Annotated in this window: 17 protein-coding genes; 12 read left to right on the top strand and 5 right to left on the bottom strand. The window is 62.8% G+C overall.

The window, feature by feature from the left end; translation table 11 throughout:
• The first annotated feature begins 26 nt into the window (after positions 1-26).
• The 7 genes from ACSSVQ_RS10240 to ACSSVQ_RS10210 all read left to right on the top strand — a co-directional run bounded on the left by ACSSVQ_RS10240 (position 27) and on the right by ACSSVQ_RS10210 (position 8,414).
• The gene (locus tag ACSSVQ_RS10240; protein WP_454182806.1) at positions 27-695 is read left to right on the top strand and encodes an RNA-binding protein; all 669 of its coding nucleotides are present in this window, start codon (positions 27-29) and stop codon (positions 693-695) included.
• Between the two features lie 9 nt (positions 696-704).
• Positions 705-3,350, top strand: a complete 2,646-nt coding sequence (gene infB, locus ACSSVQ_RS10235; protein WP_454182804.1) for a translation initiation factor IF-2 — start codon at positions 705-707, stop codon at positions 3,348-3,350.
• Between the two features lie 107 nt (positions 3,351-3,457).
• Positions 3,458-3,898: a 30S ribosome-binding factor RbfA gene (gene rbfA, locus ACSSVQ_RS10230; RefSeq protein WP_454182802.1), complete on the top strand. Its 441-nt coding sequence runs from the start codon at positions 3,458-3,460 to the stop codon at positions 3,896-3,898.
• Between the two features lie 6 nt (positions 3,899-3,904).
• Positions 3,905-4,828, top strand: coding sequence for a tRNA pseudouridine(55) synthase TruB (gene truB, locus ACSSVQ_RS10225; protein WP_293328561.1), 924 nt, complete (start codon positions 3,905-3,907; stop codon positions 4,826-4,828).
• 9 nt (positions 4,829-4,837) lie between these two features.
• Positions 4,838-5,107, top strand: coding sequence for a 30S ribosomal protein S15 (gene rpsO / locus ACSSVQ_RS10220; protein ID WP_167094658.1), 270 nt, complete (start codon positions 4,838-4,840; stop codon positions 5,105-5,107).
• A gap of 328 nt (positions 5,108-5,435) precedes the next feature.
• Complete coding sequence (gene pnp / locus ACSSVQ_RS10215; RefSeq protein WP_293328562.1) at positions 5,436-7,604, top strand: polyribonucleotide nucleotidyltransferase; 2,169 nt, start codon at positions 5,436-5,438, stop codon at positions 7,602-7,604.
• Between the two features lie 96 nt (positions 7,605-7,700).
• Positions 7,701-8,414 (top strand): DUF4893 domain-containing protein, encoded by a 714-nt coding sequence (locus tag ACSSVQ_RS10210; protein WP_454182799.1) that lies wholly within the window; start codon positions 7,701-7,703, stop codon positions 8,412-8,414.
• A 16-nt stretch (positions 8,415-8,430) separates the two neighbouring features.
• Here ACSSVQ_RS10210 and fabI read toward each other — a convergent pair whose 3' ends face one another.
• The 3 genes from fabI to fabA all read right to left on the bottom strand — a co-directional run bounded on the left by fabI (position 8,431) and on the right by fabA (position 11,210).
• Positions 8,431-9,336, bottom strand: coding sequence for an enoyl-ACP reductase FabI (gene fabI, locus ACSSVQ_RS10205; protein ID WP_293328564.1), 906 nt, complete (start codon positions 9,334-9,336; stop codon positions 8,431-8,433).
• A gap of 78 nt (positions 9,337-9,414) precedes the next feature.
• Positions 9,415-10,638 carry a beta-ketoacyl-ACP synthase I gene (gene fabB, locus ACSSVQ_RS10200; RefSeq protein WP_454182797.1) on the bottom strand — a complete coding sequence of 408 codons (1,224 nt, stop codon included), beginning with the start codon at positions 10,636-10,638 and terminating at the stop codon, positions 9,415-9,417.
• Between the two features lie 50 nt (positions 10,639-10,688).
• On the bottom strand, positions 10,689-11,210 hold the full coding sequence (gene fabA, locus ACSSVQ_RS10195) for a 3-hydroxyacyl-[acyl-carrier-protein] dehydratase FabA (protein ID WP_454182795.1): 522 nt from the start codon (positions 11,208-11,210) through the stop codon (positions 10,689-10,691).
• 271 nt (positions 11,211-11,481) lie between these two features.
• Between fabA and irrA the strand changes: the two genes are divergently transcribed.
• The 4 genes from irrA to ACSSVQ_RS10175 all read left to right on the top strand — a co-directional run bounded on the left by irrA (position 11,482) and on the right by ACSSVQ_RS10175 (position 14,715).
• Positions 11,482-11,940: an iron response transcriptional regulator IrrA gene (irrA, locus tag ACSSVQ_RS10190; RefSeq protein WP_293328567.1), complete on the top strand. Its 459-nt coding sequence runs from the start codon at positions 11,482-11,484 to the stop codon at positions 11,938-11,940.
• Positions 11,941-12,199: 259 nt separating this feature from the next.
• Positions 12,200-12,622, top strand: coding sequence for a rubrerythrin family protein (locus ACSSVQ_RS10185; RefSeq protein ID WP_293328568.1), 423 nt, complete (start codon positions 12,200-12,202; stop codon positions 12,620-12,622).
• Between the two features lie 112 nt (positions 12,623-12,734).
• Positions 12,735-14,078 carry a heterodisulfide reductase-related iron-sulfur binding cluster gene (locus ACSSVQ_RS10180; RefSeq protein ID WP_454182792.1) on the top strand — a complete coding sequence of 448 codons (1,344 nt, stop codon included), beginning with the start codon at positions 12,735-12,737 and terminating at the stop codon, positions 14,076-14,078.
• Between the two features lie 43 nt (positions 14,079-14,121).
• A complete protein-coding gene (locus tag ACSSVQ_RS10175; RefSeq protein ID WP_454182790.1) occupies positions 14,122-14,715 on the top strand; it encodes a DUF3501 family protein in 594 nt (197 codons plus the stop codon).
• Between the two features lie 21 nt (positions 14,716-14,736).
• Here the strand turns inward: ACSSVQ_RS10175 and ACSSVQ_RS10170 are convergent, their stop codons facing one another.
• Positions 14,737-15,351, bottom strand: a complete 615-nt coding sequence (locus ACSSVQ_RS10170) for an SH3 domain-containing protein (protein WP_293328571.1) — start codon at positions 15,349-15,351, stop codon at positions 14,737-14,739.
• Between the two features lie 193 nt (positions 15,352-15,544).
• Here ACSSVQ_RS10170 and ACSSVQ_RS10165 point away from each other — a divergent pair, with 193 nt between their 5' ends.
• Positions 15,545-16,537, top strand: a complete 993-nt coding sequence (locus tag ACSSVQ_RS10165) for a 2-hydroxyacid dehydrogenase (protein WP_454182788.1) — start codon at positions 15,545-15,547, stop codon at positions 16,535-16,537.
• Between the two features lie 54 nt (positions 16,538-16,591).
• Here the strand turns inward: ACSSVQ_RS10165 and ACSSVQ_RS10160 are convergent, their stop codons facing one another.
• Positions 16,592-17,377, bottom strand: coding sequence for a HesA/MoeB/ThiF family protein (locus ACSSVQ_RS10160; protein WP_454182786.1), 786 nt, complete (start codon positions 17,375-17,377; stop codon positions 16,592-16,594).
• Between the last annotated feature and the right edge of the window lie 23 nt (positions 17,378-17,400).

The raw sequence follows: 17,400 nt of genomic DNA, 5'->3' as shown, positions 1-17,400 counted from the left end.
GGCGCGGCCCGCGTGGAGAAATTTGAGTGATCAAGGCTCTGAAACGCGAGGAAACGCCCGAGCGGCGGTGTATCGTCACCGGTGAAACCAGGCCGAAATCGGAGCTGATCCGCTTTGTGGCCGGTCCCGATGGCGAGGTGGTGCCGGATCTGGCCGGAAGGCTGCCGGGACGCGGGCTCTGGGTATCGGCCAGCCGGGAAGCGTTGGAAAAGGCTGTAAAGAAGGGCCTTTTCGCGAAAGCGGCGCGGATGCGGCTCGAGGTCGCGCCCGACTTGGCCGACCGGGTTGAGGACTTGCTGGCCAGGCGCGCAGGCGAAGCGCTGGGCCTGGCAAAGAAGGCCGGCGCATTGGTTGCCGGCTTTGAAAAGGTCATGGCGACCATCACCGACGGCGACGCCGCCTGCCTGATCGAGGCGCGCGACGGCGCCGAAGATGGCCGCCGGAAGCTGGAGCAACGCGTCAGAATGGCCGTGGAAGCGGGCATTTATGAGGACGTGCCGGTATTTGCGCCGCTTTGGGCGCATGAAATGAGTTTGGCATTGGGACGGGCAAATGTGATACATGCAGCCCTGTTCCAGGGGCCTATGGTAGACCGGGTGCGGCAGGATCTCGCCCGGCTGGAAATGTTCGGGCGGCAAAATCGCCTGGACGAGGCCGTTCCGGATACGGGTTCGGGCGGCTCACGCGGGTATTGAAGGACAGGAATGACGGATCAGGCGGATACAGGCGAACGCAAGAAGACCTCCGGCGGCAAGCTCAGCTTGAAGCGGTCGGGGGATTCCGGGCAAGTGCGCCAGAATTTTTCGCATGGACGCTCCAAGTCGGTGGTCGTCGAGCGCAAGAAGCGCCGCGTCGTGAAGCCCGGCGAGAAGCCGGCTGCGACGACGAAAACCGCGGAGCCCGCCCAGAAGCCGGCAGCCGAGAAACCGGCAGTCGAGAGCGCGCCCGCGCCCGCCGCTGAAAAGCCGGCGGCGCCCGCCAAGAAGGAAGCGCCCCGGGAAGCCCGTGAACCGCGCGATACGCAAAAGGGCGGCGGCAAGTCGCGCTCAGGCGTCGTCCTGCGCACGCTCACCGCCGAAGAACAGCAGGCCCGCGAACGTGCGCTGGGCCAGGCGCGCATCCGCGAAGTCGAAGAGCGCAAGCAGGCCGAGATCGACGCCAAACGGCGTGCCGAGGAAGAAGCCGCGCGCGAAGTCGAGCGCAAGGAAGCCGAGGCCCGCGCGGCGGAAGAAGCCCTGCGCGCTGAAAAGGACCAGACGACGCGCAACAAGCGCGCCGCCGAAGAGGCAGCGCCCGCCGAGCCCGACGTGGCCAAGGCCGAAGCCGAAGCGGCCCGGCCTGCGACCAAGGTCAAGGCGAAGGAAAAGCCCGAGCAGGACGAGGAGACCGTCTCCAAGCGTCCCGGTGCGCCGGCGCCGACCAAGCGGCCGGCCGCGACGCGCACCGAGCCGCGCCGGCGTACCGGCAAGCTCTCCATCAACAAGGCGCTCAACGACGACGGCGAGCGGCAGCGGTCGATGGCCTCCATGCGCCGCCGCGCCGAGCGCGAGCGCAAGAAGGCCCAGGGCGGACCGCGCGAGGCACCGCAGAAGGTCCTCCGCGAAGTCACCGTGCCTGAAACCATCACCATTCAGGAACTGGCGAACCGCATGGCCGAACGGGCCGTGGACGTCATCAAGATCCTGATGAAGCAGGGCATGATGGTGAAGATCAACGATGTGGTGGACGCCGATACCGCCCAGCTCATCGTGGAAGAAATGGGTCATACCGTTCGCCGCGTGGCCGAATCCGACGTCGAGGAAGGTCTTGTCACCGACGACGATCCCGAAGAGATGAAGAGGCCGCGTGCGCCGGTCGTGACCGTCATGGGTCACGTCGACCACGGCAAGACCTCGCTTCTGGATGCGCTGCGCAAGGAAGCCGTCGCGGCTGGCGAGGCCGGCGGCATCACGCAGCATATCGGCGCCTATCAGGTCGAGATGGAATCGGGCAAGAAGATCACCTTCCTCGATACGCCCGGCCATGCCGCCTTTACCTCCATGCGCGCCCGTGGCGCCAAGGCGACGGATATCGTCGTGCTGGTGGTGGCGGCCGATGACGGCGTCATGCCGCAGACCATCGAAGCGATCGATCATGCCAAGGCGGCCAACGTGCCGATGATCGTCGCCATCAACAAGATGGACAAGCCGGAAGCCGATCCGAGCCGCGTGAAGAACGAGCTGCTGCAGCATGAAGTCATCACCGAGGATTTCGGCGGTGATGTGCTGGCGGTCGAAATTTCCGCAAAGAGCGGCCTCGGCCTCGACACGCTGGAAGAGACGATCCTTCTTCAGGCCGAACTGCTCGACCTCAAGGCCAATCCCGACCGCGTCGCGGAAGGCGTGATCGTGGAAGCCAAGCTCGACAAGGGCCGCGGTCCCGTGGGCACCGTGCTCATCCAGCGCGGTACGCTGCGTGTCGGCGATGTGATCGTGGCGGGCCGTGAATGGGGCCGCGTCCGCGCCCTCATCAACGACCGTGGCGAGAATGTCGATGAAGCCGGTCCCTCCGAGCCCGTCGAGGTGCTGGGGCTTGGCGGCGCGCCGGAAGCGGGCGACGTGCTTTCCGTCGTCGAAAACGAAGGTCGTGCGCGCGAGATCACCGATTACCGCCAGCGCGTCGAGAAGGACAAGCGGGTCGCCGGTGCGCGCACCTCGCTCGACCAGATGCTTTCCCAGCTCAAGGAGCAGGACCTCAAGGAGGTTCCGATCCTTGTGAAGGCCGACGTGCAGGGTTCTGCCGAAGCCATCGTTCAGGCGGTGGAGAAGCTCGGCAATGACGAAGTGCGTTGCCGTGTGATCCATGTGGGTGTGGGTGGCGTGACCGAATCTGACGTGACGCTGGCGACCGCCTCGCGCGCGCCGATCATCGGCTTCAATGTCCGCGCCAATGCGCAGGCCCGCGAAGCCGCCCGTCAGGCAGACGTGGAAATCCGCTACTACTCGGTGATCTACGACCTGGTGGACGACATCAAGGCCGCCATGACCGGCATGCTGACGCCGGAACTGCGCGAAACCTTCCTCGGCAATGCCGAGATCTTGGAAGTGTTCCACATCTCCAAGGTCGGCAAGGTCGCCGGTTGCCGTGTCACGGAAGGCGTGGTGCGCCGCGGCTCCCATGTCCGCCTCATCCGCGACGATGTGGTGGTTCACGAAGGCAAGCTGTCCACCCTCAAGCGCTTCAAGGACGAAGTGAAGGAAGTGCAGAGCGGTCAGGAATGCGGCATGGCCTTCGAGAACTATCAGGACATGCGCTCCGGCGATGTCATCGAGTGCTTCGATGTCGAGGAGATCAAGCGCACGCTTGATTGAGCTCGAACAGCGGGGGTCGTCCTCCGCATTTTTCCAGAACATCCTGGCCCTCGCCGCGTGAAGCGGCGGGGGCTCAGCTTTACGCTCCCGGCAGGCTTCGAAAAGCGATGCGCAGACACCAAACCAATAAAGGCGGGGCGAAAGGCCCCAGCCAGCGCCAGTTGAGAGCGGGCGAACTCGTGCGCCGCGCGCTGGCCGATATTGTCTTGCGCGGCAATATCCAGGATCCGGACCTTGCCGGCGTCAGCTTCACCATCACCGAGGTGCGCGTGAGCCCCGACCTGCGTCAGGCCACCTGCTATGTGGCGCCGCTGGGCGCGCAGGATCCGGCACCGCTGGTAAAGGCGCTGACCCGCGTGCGGGGCTATCTGCGCGGCCAGCTTTCAAAGGAAGTCACCTTCAAATTCACGCCCGACCTGACCTTTCAGCCCGATACCTCTTTCGATCAGGCCGACGCCGTCGACAAGCTGCTTCATTCGCCGGAAGTCGCGCGCGACCTGTCGCATGACGATGAAGAGGACGATGAAGCGCAGGGCGGCGGGGAGTAGAACCCGATGGGCAGGCGCAAGAAGGGCGATCCCGTCACCGGCTGGGTCATCGTGGACAAGCCGTCAGGCCCCACATCGACCGATGTGGTGAACAGGGTCCGCCGTCATTTCAACGCGCGCAAGGCAGGCCATGCCGGCACGCTCGACCCCTTGGCAACCGGGTTGCTGCCTGTCGCGATGGGCGAGGCGACCAAAACCATTCCCTTCATCATGGATGCCGACAAGGGCTACCTCATCACTATCCGTTTCGGAATCGAAACGAACAGCGCCGATGCGGAAGGCGATGTGGTGGCGCAAAGCGATGAGCGGCCCTCCGACGAGGAAATTCGCGACGCGCTCGAGGCCTTCCGGGGCGAAATCGAGCAGGTGCCGCCGATTTTTTCGGCCATCAAGGTGAACGGCGAGCGCGCCTATGACCTGGCCCGCGCGGGCGAGGAGGTCGAGCTTAAATCGCGCCGGGTGACGATCCATGAAATCCGCCTTGTTTCGCGCCCCGATCCCGACCATGCGGTGGTCGAAATCCTTTGCAGCAAAGGCACTTATGCCCGATCGCTCGCCCGCGACCTAGCCCGTCATCTGGGCACGGTGGGGCATGTGGCGGCGCTCCGGCGGACCCGTCACGGGCCCTTTTCGGAGGAAGACGGAATTCCTCTGGATAAATTGCTGGCTTTGAGCCATTATCCCGCCGCTTCCGAAGCCTTGCGGACGCATCTGCTCCCGCTTGAGACCGCGCTGGACGACATCCCGGCGGTGGCCCTGAGCGACGACGATGCAAGCCGCCTGAGACACGGGCAGGAAGTTTTGTTGCGCGGACGCGACGCACCCATCCTATCGGGTTCGGTTCTGGCAACCCATCGGGGCAACCCGGTGGCGCTGACCGAATTTGACAGGGGAAGTCTTCGCCCCGTGCGCGTTTTCAATTTTGAATGAGGTACCCCGATGTCGATTACGCAAGAGCGCAAGGCTCAGCTGATCAAGGAATTTGGCTCCAAGGACGGCGACACCGGTTCGCCCGAAGTCCAGGTGGCCATTCTCACCGAACGGATCGTCAATCTCACCGACCACTTCAAGACCCATGCGAAGGACAACCATTCGCGCCGCGGTCTTCTGAAGATGGTGAGCCAGCGCCGCTCGCTTCTCGACTACGTCAAGAAGCACGACCAGAAGCGCTATGAAGATCTGATCGCCCGTTTGGGTATCCGCCGTTAAGGCGGTCCCGCAAGGTCCGCGAAGATGCATTGCCGCCCGCCGCTTCCTCGCGAAGCGCCGGGCGGTGGCGTGTCGGCAAGGCCATTGACAGAAGAGACATTCGTCCGATTACGGATGGTATGTTTGCGGAAGGACCTCATTCACCCCCGTCTCTGGGTCTGAGGTTCCTCGAAAAGTGAAGGCGCGGAAAAGGCCGCGCGTTCCGCAGATGGACCCATCCAATTTTGTCCGGCCGCCTGAGAGCGGCAAATATGCGTTCGCCCGGTCATTGGGATGTCTGGTGGTAGGTACGAAAGACGGGACCGGCGACGCGGAACAGGAAACCGAAATGTTTAATATTACCCGCGAAGAAATCGAATGGGGCGGGCGTACGCTCACCCTGGAAACCGGCAAGATTGCCCGTCAGGCTGACGGTGCCGTGCTTGCGACTTACGGCGAGACCTCGGTGCTGGCCACCGTTGTCGGCGAACGCTCTCCGAAGCCGGGACTGGATTTCTTCCCGCTGACCGTGAACTACCAGGAAAAGACCTACGCCGCCGGCAAGATCCCCGGCGGCTTCTTCAAGCGCGAAGGCCGCCCTTCCGAAAAGGAAACGCTGGTCTGCCGCCTAATCGACCGTCCGATCCGTCCGCTCTTCGCCCCCGGCTTCAAGAACGAGACGCAGGTTATCGCGACCGTTCTTTCCCATGACATGGAAAACGATCCCGATATCGTGGCCATGATTGCCGTGTCCGCGGCGCTGACTATTTCCGGTCTGCCCTTCCTCGGCCCGATCGGCGGCGCGCGCGTCGGCTACATCGACGGCGAGTACAAGCTGAACCCGCTGATCGACGAAATGCCGGAAAGCCAGCTCGACCTCGTCGTGGCCGGCACGGGCGATGCCGTGCTGATGGTGGAATCGGAAGCCAAGGAACTTTCCGAAGACGTCATGCTCGGCGCCGTCATGTTCGGCCATCGTGAGTTCCAGCCGGTGATCGATGGGATCATCCGCATGGCCGAGAAATGCGCGAAAGAGCCGCGCCCGGTCGAGAAGGCCGATACCTCCGACATCGAAGCGAAGGTTCGCGCCCTGGTCGAAGCCGATCTGCGCGCCGCCTATCAGATCAAGGAAAAGGCCGCCCGTCAGGAAGCCGTCGCCCAGGCCAAGGACAAGGCCAAGGCCGAGTTCTGCAATCCTGAAAAAGAAGACGCCATTGCGGACACTGTGCTGAGCGGCGTCTTCAAGACCATCGAGAAGGACATCGTCCGCAACTCGATCCTCGACACCAAGAACCGCATCGACGGCCGCGACCTTGAAACGGTCCGTCCCATCGTGTCGGAAGCGGGCATCCTGCCGCGCACCCATGGTTCGGCGCTCTTCACCCGTGGTGAGACGCAGGCCCTTGTGGTTGCCACGCTGGGTACCGGCGAAGACGAGCAGTTCGTGGATGCGCTGGAAGGGACCTACAAGGAAAACTTCCTGCTTCATTACAACTTCCCGCCCTTCTCCGTGGGCGAGACCGGCCGCGTCGGTTTCACCGGCCGTCGTGAAGTTGGTCACGGCAAGCTTGCTTGGCGTGCGCTGCGCGCCGTGCTGCCGCCCAAGGATCAGTTCCCCTACACGCTGCGCCTTGTCTCGGAAATCACCGAGTCGAACGGGTCGTCCTCCATGGCGACCGTTTGCGGGTCCTCGCTGGCCATGATGGATGCGGGCGTGCCGCTGACGCGCGCCGTTGCGGGTATCGCCATGGGCCTCATCAAGGAAGGCGACCGCTTCGCGGTGCTCTCCGATATTCTCGGCGACGAGGATCACCTCGGCGATATGGACTTCAAGGTGGCCGGCACGGAGCAGGGTGTGACCTCGCTCCAGATGGACATCAAGATCACCGGCATCACCGAGGAAATCATGCAGATCGCGCTTGGCCAGGCCAAGGGCGGACGTCTGCACATCCTCGATGAGATGGGCAAGGCCCTCGACACGGCGCGCCCCGAAATGGGCGAATATGCGCCGCGCATCGAGATGATCACGGTGCCGACCGACAAGATCCGCGACGTGATCGGCACGGGCGGCAAGGTCGTCCGCGAAATCGTGGAAAAGACCGGCGCCAAGGTCGACATCTCCGACGACGGCACCATCAAGGTCGCGTCCTCCGACGCCGCCTCGATCAAGGCCGCGCTGGACTGGATCAAGGGCATTGTGGCCGAACCGGAAGTCGGCGAGATCTATGAGGGTACGGTTGTGAAGGTCGTCGATTTCGGCGCCTTCGTGAACTTCTTCGGCCCCCGCGACGGTCTCGTGCACATCTCGCAGCTCGCGCCGAACCGCGTCGAATCCGTTGCCGACATCGTCAAGGAAGGCGACAAGGTGAAGGTGAAGCTTCTGGGCTTCGACGATCGCGGCAAGGTTCGCCTTTCCATGAAGGCGGTGGACCAGGAGACCGGCGAGCCGGTCGAAGGCTTCGAGGACGAGCAGCCCCGCGACAAGGGCCCGCGTAAGCGCCGCAACCGGGACGATTAAGTCTCGTTTCGCTGGTTCACGCCAGCGTCACCTTGCAGCATGATAAGGGGCTCCGCGCCAACCGCGCGGGGCCCCTTTTCCTGTCCGGAGCTTTCCATGCTGCGCATCCTCGGTCTTGGTCTTTTGTTTCTGGCTGTCGCCTTTCCGGCCGCTGCCGAAAAGCTTGCAAAAACCAAGGACGGTCCGCCACCGCCCTTCGCGGTGGAGGAGCTGCAGGCCCGCGAGGCGCAGCGCCAACCGGCGGATTTCGGCCTCTGGAAGAAACACGTTACCACCTTCGACAAGGACCGGCTGTCGCGTATGGCCGAAGCCATCGGCCAGGGGCTCGACGAGGCGAAGGCCAATGCCGATCCGAAGGACCTCGCTCATGTGAAGGCGATCCTCGGCGCGGACACGCTGACCCTGACGCCCGATACGCTGGTCAAGGCATATCGCTGCCGCACCATCAAGGTCGGCGGGCCCATCGGTTCGGCGATTATCTATGGCTGGTTCAAGTGCAACATCGCGAAGATGCCCGATGGGCGGCTCTTCTTCGAAAAGACCACCGGGTCGCAGCGCATGACCGGCTATCTCTATCCGATGAGCGATACGAAATGGGTGCTGCTCGCTGCCCCGAACAAGGATCATTCGGGCCCGGCCCGGGACTATTCCGGCCCCAAAGGCGGTATTACCGATCCGCAGATGCAGGACCGGGTCGGCGTGGTGGAATGGCTGCAGAACGGGCGCTACCGGATTGTGTTTCCTTATCCGGTTCTGGAATCCACCTTCGACATCGTCGAGATGGAATGCGCCTGTTCGATGGGCGAGTAAGGCGCGCGGCCGGGGCTCACTTGCTCGTGAGCTTGGCCGCGTCCTTTTCACCCTTGGTCGGCGCGCCGCCGTTTTCCTGCTCGGCGGCCTCGCGCAGATCGTCGGTGCGCGGCATGCCGATCACATTGTAGCCGGCATCCACATAGTGGATTTCGCCCGTAACGCGAGCGGCAAGGTCGCTCAGCAGGTAAAGACCGGCGCCGCCCACATGATCGAGCTCGATGGACTCCTTGAGCGCGGCATGCTGCTTGTTCCACTTGAACACGAAGCGCGCATCGCCGACCGCGGAGCCGGCCAGCGTGCGCATGGGGCCTGCGGAAATCGCATTGATGCGGATGCCGTCGCGGCCGAGATCGGCGGCGAGGTAGCGCACGCTCGCTTCAAGCGCGGCCTTGGCGACGCCCATGACGTTGTAATTGGGCATGACACGCTGTGCGCCGTCATAGGTGAGCGTGACCATCGCACCGCCATCCGTCATCAGCTCGCTTGCGCGATGTGCGACGGCGGTGAAGGAGTAGCAGGAAATGTCCATCGTCCGCAGGAAGTTCTCCCGCGTCGTGTTCACGTAACGGCCCTTGAGTTCGTTCTTGTCGGAATGGGCGACGGCATGGACGACGAAGTCGAGCGAGCCCCATTCCTTCTTCAGCGTGGCGAACACCTCATCCATCGACGCATCGTCCGTCACGTCGCAGGACAGTACGATATTGGAGCCCACGGACTCCGCCAGCGGCTTCACACGCCGGCCGAAACTGTCGCCCTGATAGGTGAAGGCCAGTTCCGCCCCATGCATGGCAAGCGTGCGGGCAATGCCCCAGGCGATCGAATGATCGTTTGCGACGCCCATGATGAGGCCGCGACGGCCCTTCATGAGTTCGCCGGAGAGCTGCAACGTCTCGTCCGTCTTGTGTCCCTTGTTTGGCATGGTTCCCCGACCCGATGATTACTGGCCCGACCGAAAGGCGCGGTCCATCCCCCTACTCAAACTTTCTGCTGCCGCGTCTCAAGCGTCATAGCGCTGGAAGACGAGCACGGCATTGGTGCCGCCGAAGCCGAAGCTGTTCGACATGGCGACATTGATGTCTGCGTTGTCGATCCGGGAGCGGACGATATTCGCATCCGCCAGCTCGGGATCGATTTCCTCGATATTCGCGCTCTCCGCGATGAAGCCGTTCTTCATCATGAGCAGCGTGTAGATCGCCTCATGCACACCCGCCGCACCCTGTGCGTGACCGGTTAGAGACTTGGTGGCACTGATGGGCGGCATGTCCTTGCCGAAGACTTCCTGGATCGCTTTCACTTCCGGAATATCGCCCACCGGCGTCGAGGTCGCGTGCGGATTGATGTAGTCGACCTTCTCGTTGACGTTCTGGAGCGCGAGATTCATGCAGCGCACGGCTCCTTCGCCCGAGGGTGCCACCATGTCGGCGCCATCGGCTGTTGCGCCATAGCCGACGATTTCGGCGTAAATCTTGGCACCGCGCGCCTTGGCATGTTCCAGCTCTTCCAGAACCAGAATGCCGCCGCCGCCGGTAATGACGAAACCGTCCCGGTTCTTGTCATAGGCGCGGCTCGCCTTTTCCGGTGTCGCATTATATTTCGACGACATGGCGCCCATCGCGTCGAACAGCACCGACAGCGTCCAGTCGAGTTCTTCGCCGCCGCCGGCGAACATCACGTCCTGCTTGCCCCACTGGATCATTTCCGCTGCATTGCCGATGCAATTGGCGCTGGTGGAACAGGCGGAGCTGATCGAATAGTTCACGCCCTTGGTCTTGTACCAGGTGGAAAGATTGGCCGAGCAGGTGGAGGACATCGCCTTGGGCACGGCAAACGGGCCGACGCGCTTGGGCCCCTTGCCTTCCGCGCGGGTCGTGTCGGCGGCCTGCACGATGGCCCTGGTCGATGGGCCGCCCGACCCGACGATGAGGCCGGTGCGGGGATTGCTGACATCGCTCTCTTCGAGGCCGGCATCCTGGATCGCCTGCTCCATGGCCGCGCAGGCATAGGCCGCGCCGTCGCCCATGAAGCGGCGCGCGCGCCGGTCCACGATCTCGTCGGGATTCACCTTCAGGCTGCCATGCACCTGGCTCTTGAAGCCGAGGCGCTCATAGTCCTCCGCTTTCACGATGCCGGAGCGCGCATCCCTGAGGCTCGACAGGACTTCCTGCGAGTTGTTCCCGATACTGCTGACGATACCCATGCCCGTGACGACGACCCGTCTCATGGCAGCCTCTCTTTCTTGAGGATCACATTCTGTTCAGCGACCGCCGCCCGTCAGGCAGGCTGCTCGTCCGCGCCGAACAATCCCACTTTCATGTCGCTGATCGTGAAGGCGACCTCGCCATCGGCCTTGATGATGCCGTCGGCCACGCCAAGCACCAGCTTGCGGTTGATGACGCGCTTCAGGTTGATCGTGTATTCGATCTTTTTGATGGCAGGCGTCACCATGGCGGAGAACTTCACCTCGCCCACGCCCAGCGCACGGCCCTTGCCCTTGCCGCCGACCCAGCCGAGAAAGAAGCCGAGGAGCTGCCACATGCCGTCGAGCCCGAGGCAGCCCGGCATCACCGGGTCGCCTTCGAAATGGCAATCGAAGAACCAGAGATCCGGCTTGATGTCGAACTCGGCAACGATCTGCCCTTTGCCGTGTTCGCCGCCGTCATCGCTGATGTGAGAGATGCGGTCGACCATCAGCATGGGCGGCAGCGGCAATTGCGGATTGCCCGGGCCGAACATGCGACCGTGACTGCATTCCAGGAGGTCTTCGTAACTGTAAGCCGACTTCTGCTCCGCCATTCCCATCTGCTCGAAACTGGCCGCTTGCCTGATCGTGACGTGCCTGCCGCATGGGCTGGAGTACCGTCAGGCCGGACCGGATTGCTGACTGGGCACCGCTTGCTAAACGGCCCCGCTCCCTGTCTTTTTTGCTTCGTAACATACCCCGCCACCAGCGCAAAGACATGCTTGCACCGGGGGCGCCGCGATTCGGCGGCGCACTTGACAAAAGCATGACGCGACCACATTTTCTTGTAACGATTACAAACTGCATGTGAGTGCGAGAGAGAATATGGCGCATTTGACCCCTGACACCCAGGAGAGGCCCTACGCGCAGACCCTGTCGAGGCTGCGGGCGTCCGGATTGCGCCCCACACGCCAGCGGCTCGCTCTCGGCCGCCTGCTCTTCGATGGCGGCGATCGTCACGTCACGGCCGAAGCACTCCATGAGGAATCCCAGAAAGCCGGCGTGAGCGTCTCTTTGGCCACGGTCTACAACACATTGCACCAGTTCACCGAAGCCGGCCTGCTACGAGAGGTTGTGGTCGACTCCTCGCGTACCTATTTCGATACCAATGTCGACGACCATCATCACTTCTTCTTCGAGGATGATGGTCGCCTGATGGACATCTCCGGCGAGGAGATCGGGATCGAGCGCCTGCCGTCCGCGCCGGAAGGCACCGATATCTCCCGGGTCGATGTGATCGTGCGCCTTCAGGGCTCTTCGCAAGGCTCATCCGGCGATCGCTAGGCGATCTTGTCAATTAAGAACTAATCGCAAAAACAGCCGCTTATAACGCTCTTTAGATACTGTCTAAATTATTGACGGGGTCTCGGGAGCGTTCTAGATTCGCCTGCGCATCCCCCCGAACGCCGCAAGCCTGGCCCGCCGCCGGGCCGCGAGACAATCGGCAACCGAAGGGGATGGGGCCGTTATTCGGCACAACTGGTTCAGGGCGCCGGAGCCTGCTTCTTTGCCCCTCCGGCCGTCAAACAGGTGAGGAAAGACCATGGCATCGCTTGCTGGTTCCAAGACAATGGACAATCTGAAGGAGGCTTTCTCGGGTGAAAGCCAGGCCAACCGCCGCTATCTCTATTTCGCCCAGAAGGCCGACGTCGAAGGCTACAACGATGTGGCCGCTGTGTTCCGCTCCACGGCGGAAGGCGAGACGGGCCACGCGCATGGCCATCTCGAATTCCTCGAGGAAGTCGGCGACCCGGCCACGGGCGAGCCGATCGGCAACACCGACGCCAACCTCAAGGCCGCCATCGCCGGCGAAACCCACGAATACACCGACATGTATCCGGGTATGGCTCGCACGGCCCGCGACGAGGGCTTCGACGAGATCGCCGACTGGTTCGAAACGCTGGCCAAGGCTGAAAAGAGCCATGCCGGCCGTTTCCAGAAGGCGCTCGACGGTCTGGACGACTGACAGGATGCAGGGGGTGAGGCGGCGGCAATGTCGCCTCCCCTCTTTTTGTCTGTCCGCCGCACAGGAGACCAGTAGCGGCGGCGATCGCATGTCGCAAAAATAGGGGCAGGACATGACCGAAGGCAGCACCGCCGCGCCGACCCGCCATCCGCTGGATTGGCACAATCCCGATTTCTACGATCTCGACAAACTTGACGAAGAGCTGCGCCGGGTTTTCGACATCTGTCACGGCTGCCGGCGCTGCTTCAATCTCTGCGACAGTTTTCCCCGTCTTTTCGACCTGATCGATGAATCGCCCACCGGCGAACTCGACGAGGTGAAGTCGGAGGATTTCGGTCCCGTGGTCGAAGCCTGCACGCTTTGCGACATGTGCTTCATGACGAAGTGCCCTTATGTGCCTCCGCATGAATTCAATCTCGATTTCCCCCATCTGATGCTGCGGTACCGCGCGGCGGAGGCAAAGCGCGAAGGCTTTCCCTTCACGCAGAAACAGCTCGCCCAGACCGACCGCAACGGCAAGCTGGCCGCGCCCGTATCCGGGCTCGCCAATTGGGGCTCCTCGACATCGAACAAGCTGACGCGCCCGGCGCTTGAAGCGGTCGCCGGTATCGACCGCCGCGCCGAGCTGCCGAAATTCTACGGCAAGACCTTCACGATGCGCGCGAAGGCGCAGGACGCATCGGGCGAGGCCATGCCGAAGGATGCGCCCGCCAAGGGCCGTAAGGCCGCGATCTTCGCGACCTGTTTCGTGAACTACAACAACCCGCAAGTCGGCGAGGCCGCCCGCAAGGTACTCGCGCATAACGGCGTGGAAACCGAAGTGGCCTACCCCGGATGCTGCGGTATGCCCTTCCTTGAGCAGGGCGATATCGCCAAGGTCGCCGAGCAGGCCCGCAAGGTCGCAAAGGACATGGGCGAGTGGATCGACAAGGGCTATGACATCATCACGCTGACCGCCTCATGCGGCCTGATGTTCAAGCTGGAATGGCCGCTTATCCTGCCCGACGACCCGGATGTGAAGAGGCTCGCCGCCGCCACCCGCGACATCGACGAATATGTTGTCGACATCGCGAAAAACGAAGGCCTCGCAGCGGGGCTCAATCCCGTCGATGGCGGCGTCAGCGCGCATCTTGCCTGTCATGCGCGTGCCCAGAACATGGGCGCGAAATCGGTTGAAATGCTGAAGCTCATTCCTGAAATCAAGGTGGATGTGGTGGAGCGTTGCTCCGGCCACGGAGGAACCTTCGGCGTCATGAAGGAAACCTTCGAAACCGCGATGAAGGTCGGCAAGACGGCGGCGCGCAACGTCAACAAGACCGGCAACAAATATGTGACCTCGGACTGCCCGCTGGCGGGCAAGCATCTCGTTCAGGAAATCGGCGAGATGGACGATGCGACGCCGCCCTCCGCGCAGCATCCGATCGAGATCATGGCACGGGCCTGGGGACTTCTCTGAAGTCCGGGTGGCCGCGCGCAAGGCAAAAGAGCAGGACAGGAAAATGACCGCACAGAAACGGGAAATCACGCGCGACGATATTCTGCCGCTGGAGACATATGCCGCCCAGCGCAAGGAGCGCCGCGCCAAAAGTGCCGAGATGAAGCGGACGCGTCGTCTGGGTGTCGGCCCCTTCTGCACTTTCTATTTCGAAAATTACGACACGATGTTTCAGCAGATCCACGAGATGCTTTACATCGAAAAGGGCGGCGAGGAGCAGATCGCCGACGAGCTGGCGGCCTATAATCCGCTGATCCCCAATGGCCGCGAATTCGTCGCGACGATCATGTTCGAGATCAACGATGCCGTGCAGCGCGACAAGGAATTGCGGCGTCTGGCCCATGTCGAGGATTTCATTTTCATCGATATTGGCGGCGAGCGCGCCAAGGCCGTACCGGAGCAGGATGTCGAACGCACAACGGCGGACGGCAAGACCTCCTCGGTGCATTTCGTGCACTTCCCACTTACCGACGAGCAGGCCGAAAAATTCAAGGATCCGTCCGTGGACGTCTCGCTCGTGATTTCGCACGAGAATTACGGTCACATCGCGATGATGCCGAAGGATGTTCGTGAGGCGTTGGCGGGCGATCTCGCCTGACGCGATCTCCCCGAAAGGGCCTCAGTCGAAATCCTCGTCGGGATAGACACCCCACAGGCGCGTCCTCGGCACATAGCCCTCATAGCCCTGGGTCTCGACGCGGCACCATGCGCCGGCGCAGCTTTTGAGGCTCGCCAGCACATCTGTGTCGGCATAGGCCACAATGGCGGCACCCGGGATCGGCTCGTCAAGGATCGGCACCGGCGCGCCGTCCTTTTCTGCAAGGAAAAGCGCGGTTCGCCGCCCGTCCAGCATGGAATGCCAGATCCAGCCCACATCGCCGTCCACATCGCGGACTTTGCGCCAGCGGCTGGTCTCGGCGATGATTTCCAGCGGCATGCGCCGGCGCACGAACACCCAGTCCACCGGATAGTCGGTTCCGGGGCCGCGCCGCAGATTGGCGCGATCCGATTTCAGGCTGACGAAACGCGGCACCGGCAGTCCCGTGGCCGAGCCGGGCTCATGCGTCACCGGCACCGGCTCCTGCGCCGGGATAAAGGTCTCCTTTGCGCCGCCCTCATTCGCTGAGGCGGCGGTCATGGCGGCGAAGAGCATCGCAAGGCTGATGGCGCCCGCCGCGGCAAGGCGCGAGGCGGGCAGGCGAGAAAGGGGTCCGGTAATTTTACTGTTCCGCATCTGGTTTCGGAGGCCCGAACCGGTATTTGGCAAGCTGGCCTGCCTCAGGTCAAGCGGCGTCGGCCCGGATGACGTTGAGTTAAGGGGAGAACGCGCTTGGTACGGGACCGGCCCCTCTGGTAAACAGAAATTCCCGCTTCCCTTGTGATCGCAGGCACCGCGTCATGGTGCCTTCCGCCGGAGCACCGCTCGAATGACCGTCAAGAAACCCCTCGTCATCGTTACCCGCAAACTGCCCGACCAGATCGAGCAGCGCATGTCGGAATTGTTCGATGTCAGGTTGAATGAAGACGATCACCCCATGTCCCAGCAGGAACTGGCCGACGCGATCGCCGAAGCGGAGGTTCTGGTGCCCACCGTGACGGACCGGATCGACGGACGCCTGCTCGCGCATGCGGGCGAAAAGCTCCGCCTCATCGCGCAGTTCGGGACGGGCGTCGACAATGTCGATGTGGAAAGCGCCCGCCGTCGAGGGATTACGGTAACGAACACACCCGGCGTATTGACCGACGATACTGCCGACATGGCCATGGCGCTCATTCTCGCCGTGCCGCGTCGCCTGTCGGAGGGCGCGCGCTATCTGAGGGACAATGACGGCAAATGGCCGGGCTGGTCGCCGTCATGGATGCTGGGCCGGCGTATCACCGGCAAGCGGCTGGGTATTATCGGCATGGGCCGGATCGGACAGGCGGTTGCGCAGCGGGCCAAGGCTTTTGGCCTTGAAATCCACTATCACAATCGCAAGCCTGCCAATCAGGTCATCGAGAAGGAACTCGGCGCCACCTATTGGGAAGACCTCGACGCGATGCTCGCCAAGGTCGACATCGTGACGCTGCATTGCCCGCATACGCCGCAGACCTTCCACATGATCGACACGCGCCGCCTCAAGCTGATGAAGTCCGAGGCCTATATCGTGAATACGGCGCGCGGTGAGATCATCGACGAGAACGCGCTGGTGCGCGCGCTGGAAGGCGGCGAGATCGCGGGCGCGGGGCTGGATGTTTTCGAGCATGAGCCCGCCGTGAACCCCCGCCTTCTCGGCCTCGGCAATGTGGTGCTGCTGCCGCATATGAGTTCGTCCACCATCGAGGGCCGGATGGAGATGGGTGGCAAGGTCATCGTCAACATCAAGACCTTCATGGACGGTCACAGGCCGCCCGACCGGGTGATTCCCGCCATTATGTAGAATGGCGGCGGATGAACCGGTCCAGACGCAAAAGAGACCGCGTGATCCCGGCGATTATGTGATCGTCGGATTCTCGCCCGTCAGCGGGTTTGCCGGGTCCCATTTCAGCTTCACCGTGCGGAAGCGCGTATCCAGCGCATCATAGATGAGCAGCTTGCCGGCAAGGCTTGTCCCCGCGCCCGTAATCTCCTTGATGACTTCAAGCGCCTGGAGTGACCCCATGACGCCGGTGAGTGCGCCCATCACGCCTGCCTCCTCGCAGGTCGGGACCGAGCCGGGTTCGGGCGTCTCGCCGATAAAGTCGCGGTAGTTCGGCATCGGTTTGCCGTCGGCGTCGTTCTCATACGCCTTGAAGGTCGCGATCTGTCCTTCGAACTGGCCGACCGCGGCGGACACGAGCGGCACTTTCGCGTAGTAGCAGGCATCGTTCACGACGAAGCGCGTTTCGAAATTGTCGCAGCCATCGGCGACGATGTCGTATTGCGAGATGATGTCGCGCGCATTCGCCACCGTGAGCCTGTCCGTATGCTGATGGACCGTCACATCGGGGTTGAGGCGGGCGACGGCCGCCGCCGCGCTTTCGGTTTTGGGACGGTTCACATCTTCCGTGCCATGGATGATCTGGCGCTGGAGGTTGGACAGCGACACCTCGTCATTGTCGATCACGCCCAGCGTGCCGACACCCGCCGCGGCGAGATACATCAGGCAGGGTGAGCCGAGGCCGCCCGCGCCGATCACCAGCACTTTCGCGTTCAGAAGTTTTTGCTGTCCCGGCCCGCCGATTTCCTTCAGCACGATGTGCCTTGCATAGCGGTCCAGCTGTTCGTCCGTCAGTGCCATTCATGCGCCTCCACCCCTTAAGG

This window comes from Parvibaculum sp. MBR-TMA-1.3b-4.2 (genome assembly GCF_053628815.1).
The sequence above is the reverse complement of the archived record's forward strand: the minus strand, read 5'-3'. Positions and strand labels throughout refer to the sequence as shown.

What these genes read in the sequence shown, in the direction of transcription:
- ACSSVQ_RS10170 (WP_293328571.1), bottom strand. Translation starts at nt 15,351, where the DNA reads ATGCGGAACAGTAAAATTACCGGACCCCTTTCTCGCCTGCCCGCCTCG.
- fabA (WP_454182795.1), bottom strand. Translation starts at nt 11,210, where the DNA reads ATGGCGGAGCAGAAGTCGGCTTACAGTTACGAAGACCTCCTGGAATGC.
- fabI (WP_293328564.1), bottom strand. Translation starts at nt 9,336, where the DNA reads ATGCCAAACAAGGGACACAAGACGGACGAGACGTTGCAGCTCTCCGGC.
- ACSSVQ_RS10185 (WP_293328568.1), top strand. Translation starts at nt 12,200, where the DNA reads ATGGCATCGCTTGCTGGTTCCAAGACAATGGACAATCTGAAGGAGGCT.
- ACSSVQ_RS10160 (WP_454182786.1), bottom strand. Translation starts at nt 17,377, where the DNA reads ATGGCACTGACGGACGAACAGCTGGACCGCTATGCAAGGCACATCGTG.
- rbfA (WP_454182802.1), top strand. Translation starts at nt 3,458, where the DNA reads ATGCGCAGACACCAAACCAATAAAGGCGGGGCGAAAGGCCCCAGCCAG.
- pnp (WP_293328562.1), top strand. Translation starts at nt 5,436, where the DNA reads ATGTTTAATATTACCCGCGAAGAAATCGAATGGGGCGGGCGTACGCTC.
- ACSSVQ_RS10180 (WP_454182792.1), top strand. Translation starts at nt 12,735, where the DNA reads ATGACCGAAGGCAGCACCGCCGCGCCGACCCGCCATCCGCTGGATTGG.
- ACSSVQ_RS10165 (WP_454182788.1), top strand. Translation starts at nt 15,545, where the DNA reads ATGACCGTCAAGAAACCCCTCGTCATCGTTACCCGCAAACTGCCCGAC.
- truB (WP_293328561.1), top strand. Translation starts at nt 3,905, where the DNA reads ATGGGCAGGCGCAAGAAGGGCGATCCCGTCACCGGCTGGGTCATCGTG.
- irrA (WP_293328567.1), top strand. Translation starts at nt 11,482, where the DNA reads ATGGCGCATTTGACCCCTGACACCCAGGAGAGGCCCTACGCGCAGACC.
- rpsO (WP_167094658.1), top strand. Translation starts at nt 4,838, where the DNA reads ATGTCGATTACGCAAGAGCGCAAGGCTCAGCTGATCAAGGAATTTGGC.
- infB (WP_454182804.1), top strand. Translation starts at nt 705, where the DNA reads ATGACGGATCAGGCGGATACAGGCGAACGCAAGAAGACCTCCGGCGGC.
- ACSSVQ_RS10210 (WP_454182799.1), top strand. Translation starts at nt 7,701, where the DNA reads ATGCTGCGCATCCTCGGTCTTGGTCTTTTGTTTCTGGCTGTCGCCTTT.
- ACSSVQ_RS10175 (WP_454182790.1), top strand. Translation starts at nt 14,122, where the DNA reads ATGACCGCACAGAAACGGGAAATCACGCGCGACGATATTCTGCCGCTG.
- fabB (WP_454182797.1), bottom strand. Translation starts at nt 10,638, where the DNA reads ATGAGACGGGTCGTCGTCACGGGCATGGGTATCGTCAGCAGTATCGGG.